Origin of the sequence: Micromonospora sp. NPDC023814, assembly GCF_040639595.1 — a bacterium.
GTDB lineage: Bacteria > Actinomycetota > Actinomycetes > Mycobacteriales > Micromonosporaceae > Micromonospora.
This window is the reverse complement of the sequence record NZ_JBFAAF010000052.1, coordinates 17,650-37,036: the sequence shown is the minus strand read 5'-3', so window position 1 is coordinate 37,036 and position 19,387 is coordinate 17,650. Positions and strand designations below refer to the sequence as shown.

Annotated in this window: 10 protein-coding genes; 9 read left to right on the top strand and 1 reads right to left on the bottom strand. The window is 74.2% G+C overall.

Translation table 11 applies throughout. The annotated features are described in order from the left end of the window. Positions 1-23 precede the first annotated feature (23 nt). Positions 24-1,271 carry an MFS transporter gene (locus AB0G14_RS24585; RefSeq protein ID WP_357701113.1) on the bottom strand — a complete coding sequence of 416 codons (1,248 nt, stop codon included), beginning with the start codon at positions 1,269-1,271 and terminating at the stop codon, positions 24-26. A gap of 548 nt (positions 1,272-1,819) precedes the next feature. Between AB0G14_RS24585 and AB0G14_RS24580 the strand changes: the two genes are divergently transcribed. The 9 genes from AB0G14_RS24580 to AB0G14_RS24540 all read left to right on the top strand — a co-directional run bounded on the left by AB0G14_RS24580 (position 1,820) and on the right by AB0G14_RS24540 (position 19,376). Beyond that, positions 1,820-2,584: a response regulator transcription factor gene (locus AB0G14_RS24580; RefSeq protein ID WP_357701111.1), complete on the top strand. Its 765-nt coding sequence runs from the start codon at positions 1,820-1,822 to the stop codon at positions 2,582-2,584. A 5-nt stretch (positions 2,585-2,589) separates the two neighbouring features. Beyond that, entirely contained in the window at positions 2,590-3,429 is an 840-nt protein-coding gene (locus AB0G14_RS24575; RefSeq protein WP_357701109.1) for an aminoglycoside phosphotransferase family protein, read from the top strand. 340 nt (positions 3,430-3,769) lie between these two features. Continuing rightward, entirely contained in the window at positions 3,770-4,924 is a 1,155-nt protein-coding gene (locus AB0G14_RS24570; RefSeq protein WP_357701107.1) for a S8 family peptidase, read from the top strand. 307 nt (positions 4,925-5,231) lie between these two features. Beyond that, positions 5,232-8,459: an amino acid adenylation domain-containing protein gene (locus AB0G14_RS24565; protein WP_357701105.1), complete on the top strand. Its 3,228-nt coding sequence runs from the start codon at positions 5,232-5,234 to the stop codon at positions 8,457-8,459. Then, positions 8,452-10,722 carry a beta-ketoacyl synthase N-terminal-like domain-containing protein gene (locus AB0G14_RS24560; RefSeq protein WP_357701103.1) on the top strand — a complete coding sequence of 757 codons (2,271 nt, stop codon included), beginning with the start codon at positions 8,452-8,454 and terminating at the stop codon, positions 10,720-10,722. The genes AB0G14_RS24565 and AB0G14_RS24560 overlap by 8 nt, the downstream gene beginning before the upstream one ends. Continuing rightward, on the top strand, positions 10,722-10,988 hold the full coding sequence (locus tag AB0G14_RS24555) for a phosphopantetheine-binding protein (RefSeq protein WP_357701101.1): 267 nt from the start codon (positions 10,722-10,724) through the stop codon (positions 10,986-10,988). The genes AB0G14_RS24560 and AB0G14_RS24555 overlap by 1 nt, the downstream gene beginning before the upstream one ends. Then, on the top strand, positions 10,988-14,479 hold the full coding sequence (locus AB0G14_RS24550; RefSeq protein WP_357701099.1) for an amino acid adenylation domain-containing protein: 3,492 nt from the start codon (positions 10,988-10,990) through the stop codon (positions 14,477-14,479). Before AB0G14_RS24555 ends, AB0G14_RS24550 begins: the two co-directional genes overlap by 1 nt. Beyond that, on the top strand, positions 14,476-17,364 hold the full coding sequence (locus tag AB0G14_RS24545; protein ID WP_357701097.1) for a beta-ketoacyl synthase N-terminal-like domain-containing protein: 2,889 nt from the start codon (positions 14,476-14,478) through the stop codon (positions 17,362-17,364). The genes AB0G14_RS24550 and AB0G14_RS24545 overlap by 4 nt, the downstream gene beginning before the upstream one ends. Further along, positions 17,361-19,376, top strand: a complete 2,016-nt coding sequence (locus tag AB0G14_RS24540; protein WP_357701095.1) for an amino acid adenylation domain-containing protein — start codon at positions 17,361-17,363, stop codon at positions 19,374-19,376. The genes AB0G14_RS24545 and AB0G14_RS24540 overlap by 4 nt, the downstream gene beginning before the upstream one ends. Positions 19,377-19,387 lie beyond the last annotated feature (11 nt).

The window sequence follows — 19,387 nt, the reverse complement described above, 5'->3', positions numbered from 1 at the left end:
GATGGCCCGGCCGACGGCGGCGCTCACGGGCTTGTCGCGGCGGCCGTTTCCGGGACGAGGGTGGCCTGGCTGCGGTGCGCGACCGGGATGATCAGCGCCGACGCCACCAGCGCGGCGACCGCGATGCCGAGCCATCCCCAGAAGCCGAAGGCGATGACCAGGCCGGACAGCACGGCCGGGCCGATGATGTTCTGCGTGATCACGTGCAGGTCGAACGCGCCCAGGTACTCGCCCTGCGCGTGCTCGGGGGCGAGGCCGAACGCGAGACCCCAACCCGAGGCGGCCTGCATCACCTCGGCCACCGACAGGATCAGCACCGCGGCGACGATCGCGACGGACACCAGCACCACGTTGTCGTCCAGGGCCGTCACCGCGATCACCGCGCAGCCGCCGGCAAGCCAGTAGCCGGAGCGCCGCGCGAGCCTGCCGGCCCCTTCCACGGTGTCCGCGCCCCGGCTGGCCCGCACCTGGAACAGGATGACGAACACCGTGTTGAAGATGAGCAGCAACGGGATCAGGAAGTGCGGCAGCGAGGTGCGGTTGAGCGCCCACAGCGGCATCGTGACCAGGATGACGGTGACGTGGGAGGCGAGCACCGTCGAGACGCCGATGACGGAGAGGAAGCGCGGGTCGCGTACGGCGGCGAAGCGCTTGAAGCCCACCGGGACGGGACGCGACGGCACGTCGGGCAGGCGGGTGACCAGCAGCGCGGCGCTGGCCATGAGCGCGGCGGTGGTGAGCGGAATCAGTACGAGCAGCCGCTGGTCGAGTGCGGCGACGGCGGCCACCCCGATGCCGATGCTGAAGCCGATGTTGAACACCGACCGCATCATCGCCTTGAGCTTGACCCGTTCCTCGGCAGGCACGAGGTTGCCGACGAGGGCCCCGTTGGTCGGGCCGGTGCCGTACTCGATGAAGCCGACGGCGACCACCAGGGCGAAGAAGTGGATCGCGTTGTCCACCAGGGCGTAGAGCCCGAAGCCCACCGTCAGCGCGGCGAACAGCATGACGAGCAGCCTGCGCGCCCCCACCCGGTCGGCGATCACACCGAACACGACCGACGAGATGAAGGCGGACAGGCCGGCGGCGGACAGGCCCAGGCCGACCTGCTTGGGGTCGAGGCCGACGCGGAGCGTGAAGTAGACGACGCTGCCGCTGAGGAAGACTCCCTTGCCGATCGATTCGGCCAGCCGGATCGCGATCAGTTTCCTGCGTAGCGGATCGGTCGGCACCAAACGGGATGAAAAATCAATCATTCGTGACAAGGGCATATTCGCACATCCTTGTGTGGTGGAGCGGCCGGCGTCAATCCTCGCGGCGGCGGGGCCGGGCGGGACAGGGCGTTCGGCGGACCGGGGTCGGGACGAGTTCCCGGGTGGGCAGGGAACTTTCCCGGTGGACGTCCGGCGCGCGGTGCGCTAGACGCCCGGCCTGATCCAGGTGGACGAGGGGTCCCCGGCGTGCGGCGCGGAGGCGGGACCTGCGGGTACATCGTCCCGGCATTCCCGGTCTGTCGCGGCCTGCTCCGTCGGTCGAAAAGGGTCTCCGATGGTCGTATTTAATTGATTTCGGAAAATGCGTCAGAAGATTGACATGGCTTCCGTCCGACTGACTTCATGTGTTGTTCTGTTCGCCGTCAGTAGATGTTCACGCCGACGCGGAGGTCGGCGCTTCCGCGACGCCTCCGGAAGGGAGGCGTCGCGGGCCGGTTAGGACGGGGTGAGGTGTCGTAATGGTCAGCGTTGGCTCGACCTCGGAACTGGCACATACGATGAGGCGGGATCCGGGAAGTGTCGCGGACGAGGCAAAACCTCGCACCGTGACGGTGGTGCTGGCCGACGCTCAGCCGGTGGTACGCAGGGGCCTGCATGCCCTGCTGTCCTCCTCGGCTGAGGTCAGCGTGGTCGCCGAGGCGGGGAGCACGCGGGAGGCGATGACATGCGCGGCGTCGCTGCGCCCCGACGTGCTCGTGCTCGACATCGAGCTGCCGGGCTTCCAGGTGGGGGTGACGCTGCAGGAGATCGCCCGGATGTCGCCCTCGACCGCCGTGCTGGTCTTCACCGCCGTGGAGGACGAGGGGGCGGTCTTCGCGGCCATGCGTGCGGGCGCGCGGGGCTACGTGCTCAAGAGCTGCCCGGGCGACGGCATCGTGCGGACGATCCGGGGCATCGCGACGGGCGAGGTGATCCTCGGCCCCCGGGTGGCCGACCAGCTCATCGGGCGGTTGGGTCGCGAGCCGCGCAACCAGCAGCTCTTCCCGGAGCTGACGACGCGTGAGCGGCAGGTGCTGGAACTGATCGCGTCGGGCATGCGCAACGTGGCGATCGCCACGCGGCTGAACCTCTCGCCGAAGACGGTCAGCAACCACATCTCGACCATCTTCAGCAAGCTGAACGTGTCGGACCGGCACGAGGCGATCGAGGTCGCCCGCAAGGCCAGGCTGGAACGCCCCGGGCCGTACGGGTCGAGTCTCGACACGGTGTCCGGCGGCGGCGTACCGCTGGCCCGCAGGCGTGGCGCCATGTCCCTGCCGGGGGTGGGCGGCTCGGCCGCCTGCACCGGCGCGCGATCGATGGAGAGGTGAGCGGAATGACCCTGGATCTGGAAGCGATCGCGAACCGGCTGGAGCCACGGTTCGGCAAGGCGGCGCACCGCTGGGTCGGCACGCTGCCCCAGCGACTGGACGAACTCGTCGCACAGTGGCAGCTCGACCTCGGCGACCAGCTCAAGTCCGGCAACTCCTCGGTGGTGTTCCGATGCCGCGGCCCGCAGGGCGACGCGGTGCTGAAACTGTCGCCCGACAGCTACGCCGTACGGGAGGAGGTCGACATGCTGCGCCAGTTCGCGCCCGGCGGGCGGGTGCCGGCGGTGCTGGCGGCCGTCAAGGGCGCCGTGCTGCTGGAGTCGATCCACCCGGGCACGCTGGTGGAGAAGATGCCGCAGCCGCCGTCGCCGCGGGAGTACGCCGCGTTCCTCAACGACCTGCACGGCGCCGGGGACCCGGCCGCCGCGCCGCGGCGGCTGGAGGACTGGATCGACGTGCTGTTCAACTCGGCGGTGCGGCGCGGCGCCGACCTCGCCGGGTCGAAGCGGCTGCGCGACGACCTGTTCGCGGTGCCCACCGACACGGTGCTGCTGCACGGCGACCTGCACCTGGGCAACGTGCTCAGCGGCGGCGCGAAGGGTCTGGTCGCCATCGACCCGATGGCCTGCGCCGGCGACCCGTGCTTCGACGCGGTCGACTACGTGCTGGAGGGCCTGGACCGCGCGGAGATGCTGCGCCGGCGCGACGAGCTGGCCGCGGCGGCCGGCATCGACGTGGAACGGCTGGACATGTGGTGCCGGGTGACCGCCCCGATCGGGGCGACGTACGTCAGCAACCCCGGCCATTCCGCGGAGCTGGCCGCCTTCGGGCGTGGCGAATACTAGTCGTTGCTCCGTTCGGCTCGGCGGCGTTTGTTGCGGGGGAACGGTTTCCCGGGTTGGTGGCAGGTGGTGCAGGCTACGCCGACGCCGGGTCTGCTGAGCGTGCGGTGACGGCGGGGCTCACCCGCCGCCACCGTGTCCACCGCCTTCCCTGGCCGGCGTCCCCGGGCTGGACGCGACGGTCGATGTCACGACCGGTCGTCCGTCACCTTGCCCTCGGGTCCGTCGGGCGAGGCAGGCATTGACGCTCGACAGTGCTCCGACTAGCGTGCCTCTTCACCGCGGCGTCGTCCCGTGATGACACCGGGTCAGTCTGGGAGGCAATGTGAGATCAAGAGTCCTGATGGCTTCGCTGGTGGCGGCGGGCTGCACCCTGGTCGCCGTACCGGCTGCGGCGGCACCCGCGTCCACGTCGTCCGCACCGGTGAACGCGGCGTCCGCCGCGCCCGGCGTGCGGCCGGTGCCCGGCGAGTACATCGTCCGGCTGCGTCCGGGCGCCGAACCGCGTGGCATCGCCCGTGCCCTGTCGGTCAACCCGCGGTTCGTCTACGAACGGGCTGTCAACGGCTTCGCCGCCGAGCTGACCGCCGGGCAGGTGCAGGCGCTGCGCCGCGATCCCGCGGTGCTCGCCGTCGAGCAGGACGCCTGGCTCGACGGCGTCGCCGAGGGCACCCAGGCCAACCCGCCGTCCTGGGGCCTGGACCGGGTCGACCAGCGCACGCTGCCGCTGTCCAACAGCTACACGACGACCGCCACCGGCTCCGGTGTGCACGCCTACGTCATCGACTCGGGCATCGACGTGACCCACCCGGACTTCGAGGGCCGGGCGACCTTCGACTACAACGCCATCGACCGGCGCAACACCGACTGTGACGGGCACGGCACCCACGTCGCCGGCACGATCGGCTCGAAGACGTACGGGGTGGCCAAGGGCGTCCGGCTGCACGCCGTGAAGATCCTCAACTGCCAGGGGTCGGGCAAGACCTCGGCCACCATCGCCGCGATCGACTGGGTGACCGCCAACGCGGCGAAGCCGGCGGTGGCCAACACCTCGTGGAACTGGACCTACTCCGACACGATGGCCGCCGCGATCACCGGGATGATGAACTCCGGTGTCTTCCTGGCCACCTCGGCGGGCAACACCGGCGCGGACTCCTGCGACCGGCTGCCCCGGGCGGTGACCGCCGCGGTGGCCGTCGCCGCGTCGACCAGCACCGACGCCCGGGCCAGCTACTCCTCCACCGGCGCCTGCGTCGACCTCTACGCTCCCGGCTCGGCGATCCTGTCGACCCAACCGAACAACACCACCGCCGTCTTCAACGGCACCTCGATGGCCACCCCGCACGTCGCGGGCATCGCCGCGCTCTACAAGAGCGTGAACGGTGACACCTCCCAGGCCACCCTGCACAGCTGGCTGGTCGGCAACGCCACCACCGGCGTCGTCCAGGGCGACCTGGCCGGCACGCCCAACCGGCTGGTCTTCACCGGCGGTCTCTGACCGTCCACCGACTGCCGTGGGGTGGCCGGCACCTGCCGGCCACCCCACGCGCCGCTCCAGGCCGGGCCCGCACCACCCGAGCAGCCGAACCGTCCCTCACCACCATCCGCCGGCTGGTCCTGTCGGGGACCTGCCGGGCGTACCCAGCCTGACCGGCCCCCGGTCCGACGGTTGACCCGCCGGACCGGGGGCCGAGTCGCGCCCGGCGAAGCGTGTGGGTGTCCGGCACCCGACCGGGAGGTTTTCCCTGGTGGGGCGGGGAAGGTCGCTCTGCCGGGCGGGACGTCCGGCAGGCCACGATCGACGCATGGTTCGTACCGGTCGTGCTTCCTTCGCTCAGGAACGACTCTATTTCCTCAACCAGCTCCAGCCCGGCAATCCGGCGTACGTGGTGGCCTTCGCGGTCCACCTGCGGGGCGCCCTGCAGCCCGAGGCGCTGCGCGGGGCGCTGATCCGCGTCGTCGCCCGGCACGACGCGCTGCGCACCACGTTCGCCCTGGTCGACGGTGTGCTCACCCAGCGGGTGTCGGCCACCCCGCACGCGGACATCGACGTCCAGGCGGGTGGGCGGGCCGACCGGGACACCCAGGAGACCTTCCTGCACGCCCTCGTGGCCGAGCAGGCCCGGCGCCCGTTCCGGCTCGGCGACGGGCCGGTGCTGCGCGCCTTCCTGCGGTCCTGGGGCCCCGACGAGCACACCCTCGCCGTGCTGGTGCACCACATCGCCTGCGACGGCTGGTCGGTGGGCCTGCTGCTGCGCGACCTCGCCGCCGAGTACAACGCCGCGGTGTCCGGCCCGGATGCCGCCGCGTACGCCGAACCGGCGGAGTCCTACCTGGCGTACGCGCAGCGGCAACGCGAGTCCTGGGAGCGCGACAGCTCCGGGCTGGACTTCTGGCGCGCCGAGCTGCGGGACGTCCCGCAGCTCGCGCTGCCCACCGACTTCCCCCGGCCGAGCGTGCTCAGCGCCCGCGGCGCGGTGCTGCGCCGCCCCGTCGAGCCCGAGCTGGTCGAGCGGCTCACCGCGTGGGCCAGGTCGCGGGGCGTGACGCTGTTCGCGGTGACGCTGGCCGCGTACGCCTCGGTGCTGTCGCGGTACGCGCGTCAGGACGAGGTGGTGGTCGGGGTGCCGGTGGCCAACCGGATGGACGAGGCCGAGGAGCGGATCGTCGGCTGTCTGGTCAACACGCTGCCGATCCGGCTCGACGTGTCCGGCCGGCCGGGCTTCGCCGAGCTGGTCGAGCGGGCCCGCCGGGCCAGCATGGCCGCGTTCGCCAACCAGGACGTGCCGTTCGAGCAGATCGTGCGGGCCACGGTGGGGGAGCGGCAGCTCAGCCACGCGCCGCTGTTCCAGACGTCGCTGACGGTGCAGAACTTCCCGTTCGCGTTCCCCGAGTTCGACGGGGTGAAGCTGACCGAGGTCGACGTCGAGGTCGACGTCACCAAGTTCGACCTGGGGCTGACCCTCGACGTGTCCACCGCCGCGCCGTTCCTGCGCGCCGAGTACAGCACCGAGCTGTTCACCCCGGAGACCGTCGCGACGCTGCTCACGCACTACCTGGCCTTCCTCCGGTCGGTCGTCGACGAGCCGGGCGCCGAGCCGTCCATGGTGGACGAGGCGGAGCGGCTGCTGCTGACCGAGGGGCTCAACCCGCCGATCCCGGAGCAGCCCGTCGACCACCCGTCGGTGCTGCGCCGGTTCGCCGGGCACGTGGCGAACTCTCCGGACGCCGTGGCGGTGCGCCACCGGGACGTGGAGGTCACCTACGCCGAACTGGACCGCTGGGCCGGGCGGATCGCGGCGGGCCTGGCCGATCGGGGCGTGCGGCGCGGCGACCGGGTCGGACTGCTGCTGCGCCGCTCGCCCGCGGTCATCGCGGCGATCCTCGGCGTCTGGAAGCTCGGCGGCGTCTACGTGCCGCTGGACCCGGAGTATCCGCAGCAGCGCCTCGAACTGATCACGGCCAGCGCCGCCATGCCGATCATGCTGGTGGAGGCCGGCACCGCGGACGCGGCCGCCGCGTTGGCGCGGGGCCGCGACATCCGGATGGCCGACGCGCACACCCTCGACGGGGCGTCCGTGGTCGCCGAGACGTTCCCCGGGCCGGGCGACCAGGCGTACATCATCTACACCTCGGGCTCCACCGGCGTGCCCAAGGGCGTCATCGTCGGGCACGGCGGCCTGGACGCGCTGAACAGCCCCACCCCCGCCGGCCTCGACATCACCGCCGACGACGTGTGGCTGGCCGCCAGCTCGTTCTCGTTCGACGCCTCGGTGTGGGAGATGTGGGGGGCGCTGAGCACCGGCGGCCGGCTGGTCATCGCCGACCAGGCCGACATGGTGGACCGGGAGCGGCTCGCCGCGCTGGTGCGCCGCGAGGCCGTCACCGTGGTGTTCCAGACCCCGGGGGCGCTCTACCGGCTGCTGCCCCCGTACCTGCGGCTGCTGGGCGCGGACGAGGTCTCCAGCATCCGCTACGTCGTCCTCGGCGGCGAGGCGCTGAGCTGGTCGCGGGTCACGTCGCTGGTCGCCGGCGCGCCGGGCCTGCGCGCGGTGTTCGTCAACATGTACGGCATCACCGAGGGCACCATCCACGTCACGATCGTCGAGGTGCCCACCGGCGAGCTGGCCCGGGTCACGGAGGGCACCATCGGTGTGCCGCTGCCGTCGGGGCGCTGCTACGTCCTGGACGAGGACCTGCGGCCGACCGGTCTCAACGTGCCCGGCGAGCTGTACTGCGGCGGTGTGCTCGTCGCGCACGGCTACGTGGACAACCCGGAGCTGACCGAGGCGCGTTTCCTGCCCGACCCGTACGGCGGGGGCGTCATGTACAAGACCGGCGACGTCGTCAAGTGGGGCGCCGACGGGAACATGGTGTACCTCGGCCGCAACGACACCCAGGTGCAGCTGCGCGGCTACCGCGTCGAGCTGGCCGAGGTCGAGGGCGCCTTCCTGACCCACCCGGCGGTACGCTCGTGCGCCGTCGCGGCCGAGAACGACCAACTGGTCGCCTTCGTCGTCGGCGAGGTCGGCCCGGACGCCGAACGCGAGCTGCGCGCCCACGTGCGGGGGATCCTGCCGGCGTACATGGTGCCGTCGCGGATCCTGACCGTCGCGGCGGTCCCGCTCACCGCGCACGGCAAGGTGGACACCGCCCGCCTGCTGGCCGACAGCCGCGCCGCGCGCACGGCCGCCGCACCCGCGACGCGACGCGAGCACACCGCCGGCACCGGGCTGGAGGAGCGGATCCGGGCCGCCTGGGGCGAGGTGCTCGACCGGGGCGACATCGGGCTGCACGACAACTTCTTCGACCTGGGCGGGCACAGCTTCGCGCTGATCGCCCTCCAGCAGCGGCTGTCCGAGGAGGGCCTGGAGGTCTCCGTGACGGACCTGTTCCGCGCCGGCACGGTCGCCGGCTGCGCCGCGCACCTGCAGCAGGCGGCCCCCGTGGTCGCCGACGCGCACGCCGCGCAGCGCCGCCAGGGCCGCGCCCTGCTCGCTGCCCGCCGGGGCGGGGGAGGCAGCCGTGGCTGAGTTCGACGACAGCGCGGCGGTGGCCGTGGTCGGCATGGCCGTCCGCGTCCCGGGCGCCGAACGCGACCTGGACCTGTTCTGGCACCACGTGGTCAACGGCATCGACGCGGTCACCTTCTTCACCCCCGAGCAGCTCGTCGGCTGGGGCGTGCCCAAGGACCTGGTGGAGCGGCCCGACTTCGTGCCCGCCCGGGCGGTGCTGCGCGACGCCGACTGCTTCGACCACCGGCTGTTCAGCTACTCGCCGTCCGACAGCGCGCTGATGGACCCGCAGCAGCGGATCCTCCTGGAGTGCGCCTGGGCCGCGCTGGAGCACGCCGGCCACCCGCCGGTCGCCGCCGACGGCAACCGCATCGGGGTGTACGTCGGCACCGGCCTGAACGTCTACCTGCTCGACAACGTGTGGCCCGACGAGCGCGCCGTCGAGGCGGCCGGCGGCCTGGGGCTGATCATCGGCAGCGACAAGGACTTCGCCGGCACCCGGATCGCGTACAAGCTGAACCTGCAGGGCCCGGCGCTGACGCTGCAGACCGCCTGCTCGACGTCGCTGGTCGCGGTGCACCAGGCGGCGCAGGCCCTGCTGACGTACGACGCCGACCTGGCGCTGGCCGGGGGCGCCACGGTGGCCCCGCCGACGCGGCGCGGGCACCTGCACGAGCCCGGCGGGATCTTCTCCGCCGACGGCCGGTGCCGGGCCTTCGACGCCGCGGCCGACGGCACCGTGCCCGGCGACGGCGCGGGCGTGGTGGTGCTCAAGCGACTCGCCGACGCGCTGCGCGACGGCGACACCGTGCACGCGGTGATCCGCGGCTGCGCGGTCAACAACGACGGCGCCCGCAAGGCGGGCTTCACCGCGCCCGGCCCCACCGGCCAGGCCGGCGTGATCTCGGCGGCGCTGAGCGTGGCCGGCGTCGACCCGGACACCATCGGCCTGGTCGAGACCCACGGCACCGGCACCGCGCTCGGCGACCCGATCGAGGTGGCGGCGCTGCGGCAGGTCTTCGACAGCGACCGGCCCGACCGGGCGCCCTGCGCGCTCGGCGCGGCCAAGTCGGTCGTCGGGCACCTGGACACCGCCGCCGGGGTGATCGGCCTGATCAAGACGGTGCTGGCGCTGAAGCACCGCGTGATCCCGCCGATCGCCCACCTCGCCACGCCCAACCCGGCGGTCCGGCTGGACGGCTCGGTGTTCGAGCTGCCGGCGGCGGCCCGGCCGTGGGCGCCGATCGACGGCGTACGCCGGGCCGGGGTCAGCGCCTTCGGCATCGGCGGCACCAACGCCCACGTCGTGCTGGAGGAGGCCCCGGCCGCCCGGCCCCGGCCGCGCCGCCACGTCACCGAGCTGGTCCTGGTCTCCGCCAAGACCGCCACCGCGGCGCAGGACAGCCTGGACCGCGCCGTCGCGCGGGTGGCCGGGACCGCGCCCGGGGAGCTGGCCGACCTCGCGTACACGCTGCGGACCGGCCGGGCGGAGCTGCCGTGGCGGGCCGCGTTCCTGACCGGACCGCACGCCTCGCCGCCGACGCTCCGGCAGGTCGTGGCCAAGGCGCGGGCGCGTGGTGTGGCGCTGCACCTCACCGGGGCCGGCGAGCTGACCGGCAACCGGCCCAACTACGACGCCGACCCGGTGTACCGCCGGGTCGTCGACGAGGGCGTGGCGCTGATGCGCGGGCGCGACCTCGACGAGTCCGTCCGGGAGCGCTGCACCCGGCTGCTGGCCTGCGTCGGTCTGGCGCGGTCGCTGCGTAGCCGGGGCGTGGCACCGCGGGCCCTGGCCGGCGTCGGCCTCGGCGCGGTGGCCTGCGCGGTCGTGGCCGGGATCATGTCCGTCGCGGACGCGCTGGCGCTGATCCGCGGTGCCGACGTCGACGGCAGCCGGTTCGGCCCGCCCGACCTGCCCGTCCACACGTGCGGCGGAGCACCGCTGACCGAGTACGACGACCTCGCGTACTGGCGGGCGCAGGCGGCCGAACCGCCCGCGCCGGCGGCGCTGCCCGTCGACCTCGACCAGGTGCTCTGGATCGAGGTCGGCACGAGCGTCACCCCGAACCTGGGCCCGGACCAGCCCGCGCTGCCCGCCGACCGGCACGCCCGGCTGCTGGCGACCGTCGGCGCGCTGTGGCAACTGGGCGTCGTCGACGCCTGGGACCCCGCGCACGACTCCGGCCGGCGCCGCGTGCCCGCCCCCACCTACCCCTTCGCGGCCACCCGGCACTACCTGGACGCCCCCGCGACCCGACTGGACACAGAGAGGCACCACTGATGCGCGACGCACCCGACCGGCCCTGGGTGGCCGAGCTCGAACAGCTGTGGATGGAGGTGCTCGGCGTCGACACCGTCGACGCCGAGGACGACTTCTTCGACCTCGGCGGCCACTCGCTCAGCGCGCTGCGGCTGAGCACCCTGATCCGCCAGGAACTCAACCTCGCGGTGATGTTCGGCCACGTGCTGGAGAACCCCCGCTTCGCCGACCTGCGCGACATCGCCGGCCAGGTGCCGCTGGACAGGCCCGTGGCGGAGAGCGTCTGATGGCCGCCCCGGACCTCACCGCCTGGGCGCCGCTCGCCGCGCAGGTGCTCGGCCTCGCCCCCGAGCAACTCCGGGACGCGGCGGCCACCGAGTCGTTCGTCGGCCTGGGCGGCACCTCGCTGCAGGCCATCGCGCTGGTCTCGCTCGGTCAGCGGGAGCTGCGCGCGCACGTGGAGAGCGTCCGGCTGCTGTCGGCGCTGCCACTGGCGCAGGCACTGGCCGGCGCGGTGGACCACGTGGACACCGCGCCGCCGGTGGCCGCCCAGCGGCCCGCCGAGCTGGAGCTGCTGCCCGGCCAGCGGTCGATGCTGGCCGCGCACCTGCTCGACCAGGACGCGCCCTACCACCTGATGTTCACCCTCGAGGCGGACGGGCCGCTCGACGCGGCCCGGACCCGCTCGGCGCTGCGGGAGCTGACGACCCGCCACGAGGCGCTGCGCACCCGGTTCGTCCGCGAGCCACGCCAGGCCCGGATCGTGCTGCCCGCGCCGTACGAGCCCCGGCTGCTGCACCAGACGCTGCCCGGCGACGACCCGGTACGCGCCGTACACGACCTCTACGGCCGCTCGGCCGCGCAGTTGCTGCGCCCCTTCGAGCAGCCGCCGGTCGTCTTCGTGTTGACCCGTGCCGGGCAGCGGGACCTGCTCACCATGCTGGTGCACCACACGATCAGCGACGGCTGGAGCATCGGGGTGCTCTGGCGCGAGTTCGCCGAGTTCTACGCCGGCACCGGTCCGGCGGGCCCCGCGCCGTCGCCCGACTGGATCGGCTCGCGGCTCACCGCGCGGGAGAAGGCCGGGGCGGTGGACGAGGCGCTGGCCCGGATCGCGGCCCGGCTGGACGGCGCGCCGTGGACGGTGGCGCTGCCCACCGACCTGCCGCCGGTCGTCGAGGCCGACGGGCGCGGCGCGCGCCTGCACTTCCACCTCGACGCCGGGGCGGCGCAGGCCGCGACCGAACTGGCCCGGCACTGCCGGGTGACGGTGACGTCGGTGGCCCTGGCGGCGTGGGCGCTGGCCGCGTCCCGCCGCGCCGGCCTGACCGACCTGGTGCTCGGGGTGCCGGCGGCGGGCCGGTTCGAGGCGGGCATGGACGCCATCGTGGGCCTGTGCACCCGGGCCGTCCCGGTGCGTTGCGCCGCGCCCGACGACGTCAGCGTGCGCGACCACGTACGCGGCGTCGCCGACGCGATGGCCGAGGCGGCTGCCGACGCCGACGTGCCGTTCGAGCGGGTCGTCTCCGGGCTCGGCGTCACCACCGACCCGGGCCGCAACCCGCTCGCGCAGCTCGGCTTCGCCGCCCACCACGAGCTGGTGCCCGAAGAGCTGGTCGCGGGCGGGCGCACCTGGCGGGTGCACGAGGGCCACTGCCACGGCGCGGTGTTCGACGCGCTGCTCTACCTCCAGTCGTGGTCCGAACGTCCCCGCTTCGCCCTGGAGTACGCCACGTCGGCGCTCACCGCCGCCGACGCCGGGGAGCTGGCCGAGTCGTTCCAGGCGGCGCTGCGGGAGATGGCCGCCGACCCGGACGCGGCCCTGCACGACGTCACGACCCTGTCGGCGGGGCAGCACGCCCGGCTGCGGTCGCTGGGCGCGGGCGGATCGCACGACACCGCCGACGACGTGTGGAGCCGGTTCGCGGCGCACGCGGAGGCCGCGGGCGAACGGATCGCGCTGGTCGACCCGCACGCCGGGCTCACGCTGACCTACCGCGAGCTGCACGAGCACGCGGTCGAGCAGGCGCGGCTGCTGCACGCGCACGGCGTGCGCGCCGGCGACGCGGTGATCCTGGAGGTGCCGCGCTCGGCGGCCGAGGCGGTCGCGGTGCTGGGCGTGCTGCGGCTGGGCGCGCACTACGTCGCGGTCGACCAGCACGCCACCGGCGAGTGGCGGGCGCACCTGGCCGCGGCCGTCGGGCCGCGGGCCCGCCTCGGCGCGGACGCGCCCGGCCCGGAGTGGTCGGGCGCGGCCGGCTGCCCACTTGCCCGCCTCGGCGGGGCGGCGCAGCCGGGAGACGGCCCGGTCACGTCGGTACCGGGCGACCACGGGCCGTCCGACGGCCGGGTCGAGGCGGCACCGGCCGACCCGGCGCGGACCGCGTACGTCTCCTTCACCTCGGGCTCCACGGGCGTGCCCAAGGGTGTGGTCGTGCCGCACCGGGCCGTGCTGCGGCTGGCCGACGACCCACGGTTGTTCGCCGACCGGGCGGGCATGCGGATGATGCGGCTGTCCCCGCTGGCGTTCGACGCGTCCACGCTGGAGCTGCTGGTGCCGCTCGCCAACGGCGACACCGTGGTCGTGTTCCCGCCCGGCGAACCGACGCCGAGCGGCCTGGCCGAGTTCCTGCCCACCGCCGGGATCACCCACGCCTGGCTCACCTCGGGCGTGTTCCACCTGGTCGCCGACCACCGACCGGACGCGTTCGCCGGGTTGCGGCAGGTGTTCACCGGCGGCGGCGTGGTCTCCCCGGCGCACGTGCGCCGGGTGCTGCGGGCCTGCCCGGGGCTGCGGCTCACCAACGGCTACGGCCCCACCGAGAACACCACGTTCACCACGACGTACTCGGTCGAGCACGCCGACGCGACGCCCGACCCGCTGCCGATCGGCGCGGCGGTGCACGGCACCGACCTGTACGTCGTCGACCCGTCGGGGCGCCTCGCCCCGCCGGGCGCGATCGGCGAACTGTGGGCGGCGGGCGGCGGGCTCGCCGACGGCTACCTCGACGACCCCGTGCGCACCGACGCGTCGTTCGTGCGGCACGAGGGCCTGGGGGTGCGCCTGTACCGCACCGGGGACCTGGTGCGCTGGGGCGCGGACGGGCAACTGCGCTTCCTGGGCCGCAACGACCGCCAGGTGAAGATCGCCGGGCACCGGGTGGAACTGGTCGACGTCGAGCGCCGGCTGCGGGCGCAGCCCGGCGTTCTGGACGCGGTGGTGTTCACCACCGGCGACCCGGTGACGGGCGTACGCCTGTGCGCCGCGCTGAAGCCCGCGCCCGACGGCCTTGTCGTGGCCGACGTGCGCCGCGCGGTGGAGGCCGAGCTGGCCCCCTACGCCCGGCCGCAGCAGTGGGTGACCGTGGCCGAGTTCCCGCTCGACCGCAACGGCAAGGTCGACTTCCGTGCCCTGGGCGCGCTGGCCACGGCGCCGCAGCCCGCCGCCGCGCCCTCCGCCGTTGCCGCGTCGCCCGCCGCCGCGACGGCCGGGCAGCCGGCGCGGGTTCCGGCCCAGCGCTCCGCGTCGCTAGCCGAGTTCGAGGAGCTGGTGACGGGGGCCTGGGTGGAGGCGCTGGGCACCGACGACTTCGACGTCGACGAGGCGTTCTTCGATGTCGGCGGGGAGTCGCTGCGGCTCGCCATCGTGCGCCGGCTGCTTCAGGAGCGGCTGGCCGGCCGGGCCGTCGCGCTGACCGACCTCTACCGCTTCCCGACCGTCCAGACGCTGGCCCGGCATCTGCACGCCCAGACCGAAGGAGCAGGCACACCCTCATGAACGGCGACATCGCGATCGTAGGCATGGCGGGCCGGTTCCCCGGCGCCGCCGACGTCTGGGAGTACTGGTCCAACGTGGCCGCCGGAAAGATCACGATCAGCGAGCTGACCCGCGGCGAGCTGCTGGCCGCGGGCGTGCCCGCCGACCGGCTCGACGACCCGGCGTACGTGCCGGCGCGCGGCGTGCTGGCCGACCCGGACCTGTTCGACGCCGCCTTCTTCGGCATCACGCCGCGGGAGGCCGAGACCATGGATCCGCAGCACCGGCTGCTGATGCAGACGGCGTGGGCCACGCTGGAGTCCGCCGGCCTGGCCACCCGCGAGCCCTTCGGCCGGGTCGGCGTGTTCGCCGGGGCCGGGTTCAACTACTACGCGCTGCACCACGTGTTCGCGCAGCCCGGCCTGGTCGAGACCCAGGGGCTGCTGTCGGTGGTGCTGGGCAACGAGAAGGACCACCTGGCCGCGAAGGTCGCGTACCGGCTGGACCTGGGCGGTCCCGCGGTCACCGTGCAGACCGCCTGCTCGACGTCGCTGGTGGCGGTGCACCTGGCGTGCCAGAGCCTGCGTACCGGCGACTCGGACGTCGCGCTCGCCGGCGGCGCCTGCGTGGCCGTGCCGCAGCAGGCCGGCTACCTCTACGAGACGAAGGGCATCATGTCGCCCGACGGCACGTGCCGGCCCTTCGACGCCACGGCCGACGGGACCGTCCCCGGCAACGGCGTCGCCATGGTGGCGCTCAAACGCGCCGAGGACGCCCGCCGCGACGGGGACACCGTGTACGCCCTGATCAAGGGCTCGGCGGTGAACAACGACGGCGGCATGAAGGTCGGCTACACCGCGCCCGGCATCGCCGGACAGATCGACGCGCTGACGCGCGCGTACGCCGCCGCCGGCGTCGACCCCGCGACCGTCGGCTACCTCGAGGCGCACGGCACCGCCACCGAGGTCGGCGACGCGATCGAGCTGGCGGCGCTGACCGAGGTGTTCCGGCGCGGCGAGCAGCCGTGCTCGATCGGCTCGGTCAAGGCCAACGTCGGCCACCTCGACGCGGCCGCCGGCGTCACCGGGCTCATCAAGGCCGCGCTGGCGCTGCACTTCCGGCAGATCCCGCCGCTGGCCGGCCTCAAGCAGGCCCGCCCCGAACTGCTCGACGGGTCGACCCCCTTCACCGTGGACAGTGTGGCCCGGCAGTGGGACTCCGCCGGCGGCCCACGCCGGGCGGCGGTCAGCTCCTTCGGCCTCGGCGGCACCAACGCCCACGTCGTGCTGGAGGAGGCCGACGGGCCGGTCGCGCCCGGTCCCGCCGGGCTCGACGGTCGCACCGAGCTGATCGTGCTGTCCGGGCGCAGCCCGGAGGCGGTCCGCGAGGCCGCCGAGCAGCTCGGCGAGCACCTGCGGCAACGCCCCGACCTGGCCGTCGGCGATGTCGCGCTGACGTCGCAGACGTACCGCAGGCACTTCCCACACCGGCTCGCGGTCGCCGCGCGGGACGTCCCCACGGCGCTGACCCGGCTGCCCAAGGCGCCGGTCCGCGAGGCGGCGCGCCGGCCCAGCGTGGTGTTCCTGTTCCCCGGCCAGGGCGCGGAGTTCCCCGCCATGTCGCGGGGCCTCTACGACCGCCACCCGTCCTTCCGCGCCGACCTCGACCACGGGGCGGCGCTGCTGGCCCCGGTCCTGGGGCTGGACCTGCGCGACGTGCTGGTCGACGACGACCCGCACGGGATCGTGCACCGCACCGACGTCACCCAGCCCGCGCTGGCGCTGCACGAACTCGCCCTCGGCAACCTGCTGGTGTCGTGGGGCGTTCGCCCGGCGGCGTTGATCGGCCACTCGGTCGGCGAGTTCGCCGCCGCGGCGCTGGCCGGCGAGATGGCCGCCGACGACATGCTGCGCCTGGTCGCGACCCGCGGCAGGCTGATGCAGGACGCGCCCGAGGGCGGCATGCTGGCCGTGCTCGCGCCGCCGTCCACCGTCGAGGAGCACCTGGCGGGCCTGGACGGCCTCGACGTGGCCGCGTACAACGCCCCCGAGTTCACCGTGCTGGCCGGGCCGGTGGCGCAGCTCGCCGAGTTGCGGGAGCGCCTGGCCTCGGCCGAGGTGCACTGCCGGGCGATGCCCGCGCAGCGCGCCTTCCACTCGCGGATGATGGCCGACGCGGCACGACTGCTCGGCGCCGAGGCGGACCGCATCGCCCAGCGACCCCGCACCGTCCCGGTCGTCAGCAGCATCGACGGCGTACTGCTCGGCAGGGGGCTGCCCCGTGCCGAGGGCTACTGGGCCGCGCAGCTGCGCAGCCCGGTGCGCTACCACGACGCGCTGCTGACCGCGCTGGACCTGCCAGACCCGGTCCTGGTCGAGGTCGGGCCGGGTACCGCCCTGACCGGCATGGCCCGGCAGACGACGCAGGACCGGGGGCGGGTGCCCGCGTTCGCCCTGCAACTCCGGCCGAGGCCGCAGGTCGACACCGGTGACGTGCTCGCCGGACTCGGCGGGCTGTGGACCGCCGGAGCGGCCGTCGACTGGACCGCGGTGCGCGGCGAGAGCAGCGCGCGCCGGGTCGCGCTGCCCACGTACCCGTTCGCCCGCACCCGGCACTGGCTCGACCCCGTACCGGCGGCGCCGGCCGCCGGCATTGTGGAACCGGAGCAGTCCTCCGTCGGCGCCGGCGAGACCGAGGTGGTGGACGAGATCATGGAGCTGTGGGGCAGGATGCTCGGCACTCCCGACATCGAGCCGGACGCGAACTTCTTCGTGCTGGGTGGCGAATCGCTGCTGTTCATCCGCATGATCACGCAGGTGCAGCGCAGGTTCGGGGTGCGTGTCCCGGTCGAGGTGCTCTCCGCCGACCCCACGCCGCGCACGCTGGCCGGGCTGGTGACGGCATGAGCGGCCACGACGATCTGGACCTGGTCGCGGCGGTGGCGGCCGTGCTCTGCCACCGCCTCTCGGCCGCGACGTCGGTCGCCGTGCACGGCCCGCGGGGCGACGTCCTGGTGCGCGTCTCCCCGGACAACACCCTCACGGAGGTACGCGAGCAGACGCGCCGCCGGCAGCAGGAGCCGGCGTCCGCGGACGTCGTGCTGGCAGAGCCCAGGACGGGTGGCCCCGGGGTGTCGGCGGTCCTGGCCGGGGTGCCGGTCCGGTTCGCCCGGCATCACGGCGATTCCGCGTACCTACAGGAGCGCCTGGACACCCTGCACGCCTGGCTCGCCGCCCATCCGGACCGGCCGGTCCGGGAGGCCGCGCTGGTCGGGCCGGCGGAGCGCGCGACGCTGCTCGGCTTCAACCCCGCCCCGACCTCCGCGCCGCGCACGCCCGTGCACGAGACGATCTGCCGCCAGGCGGCGCTCACCCCGGACGCCGTCGCGCTGCGCGGCGGCGGACGGGACCGCACCTACCGCGAGTTCCTGGACGAGGCGGCGGCGTTGGCCGGGCGGCTGCGCGCCGCGGGCGTGGGGCCCGGGTCGGTCGTCGGGCTGTGCACCGAGCGGAGCCCCGAGATGGTGGTCGCGGTGCTCGGCGTCCTGTTGGCCGGCGGCGCGTACCTGCCGCTGGATCCGTCCCACCCGCGCCCCCGGCTGGACCTCATGCTCCGCGCGGCCGACGCCGCGCTGGTGCTGGCCGACGACGCGGGGCGGGCCGCGCTGGGCTCCGGCGGCGAGCCGTCCGTGCCCGTACGGCCGCTGACGGGCGGTGACCTGCCCGCCGCACCGGTCGACTGGCGCGGCTACCGGGCCCCGGCCGAGGTGGTGCGGGGTCTGTCGTACGTCATCTTCACCTCCGGCTCGACGGGGGCGCCCAAGGGCGTGCAGATGACGCACCTGTCGCTGGCCAACCGGCTGGTGTGGATGCAGGACGAGTACCGTATCGGCCCCGGCGACGTGGTGCTGCAGAAGACGCCGTACACCTTCGACGTGTCGGTGTGGGAGCTGCTGTGGGCGTTCATGGCCGGCGCGACACTGGTCACGGCCGAGGCGCAGGCGCACCGCGACCCGCAGGAGATGGTCGACGTCATCGCCCGCGAGTCGGTGACCACGGTGCACTTCGTGCCCTCCATGCTCGCCCTCTTCGTCGAGGAGGCCGGCCTGGGCCGCTGCACCGGACTGCGCCGGGTCATCTGCAGCGGGGAGGCGCTGCCGCCGAAGCTGGTCAACAAGCTCACCACCGTCCTGCCGCAGGTCGAGGTGCACAACCTGTACGGGCCCACCGAGGCCGCCATCGACGTCACCGCCTGGCCGTGCCGCCGGCCCGAACCGGACGACACCGTCCCCATCGGCCGGCCGATCACGAACGTCGCCGCGTACGTCCTCGACGAGCGCGGCGCGCTCGCCCCGCTGGGCCTGCCCGGGGAACTGGTCCTCGGCGGGGACTGCCTGGCCCGGGGGTACGCCGGGCGGCCCGACCTGACCGCGGAGCGGTTCGTCGAGACGGATGTCGCCGGCCGGCCGCAGCGGGTGTACCGCACCGGCGACCTGGCCTGGTGGTCGCCGGGCGGGCACCTCCACTACGGCGGGCGTATCGACACCCAGGTGAAGGTCCGCGGCCAGCGGGTGGAGCTCGGCGAGATCGAGTCCGTGCTCAACCGGCACCCGCTCGTCGCCAACAGCGTCGTGCTGCTGCGCGACGACCTGGGCGCCGCGGCGACTCTCGTGGCGTACGTGGTGACCGAACGCGACGCCGACCCGCAGCGGGTGGCCGAACGCGCGCTGCGCGCCTTCATGGCGCAGCAGTTGCCCGACTACATGGTGCCCCTGCGGTACGTGATCCTGCCGGAGCTGCCCGCGACCGCGAACGGCAAGGTCGACCGGCGTGCCCTGCCCGCCCCGCCGGCCCGGGTCCGCCGGCGCGTCGCGACCGCAGACGTCGCCGCCGAACTGTCGAACGTCGGGCGTCCTTGACCGAGACCGGG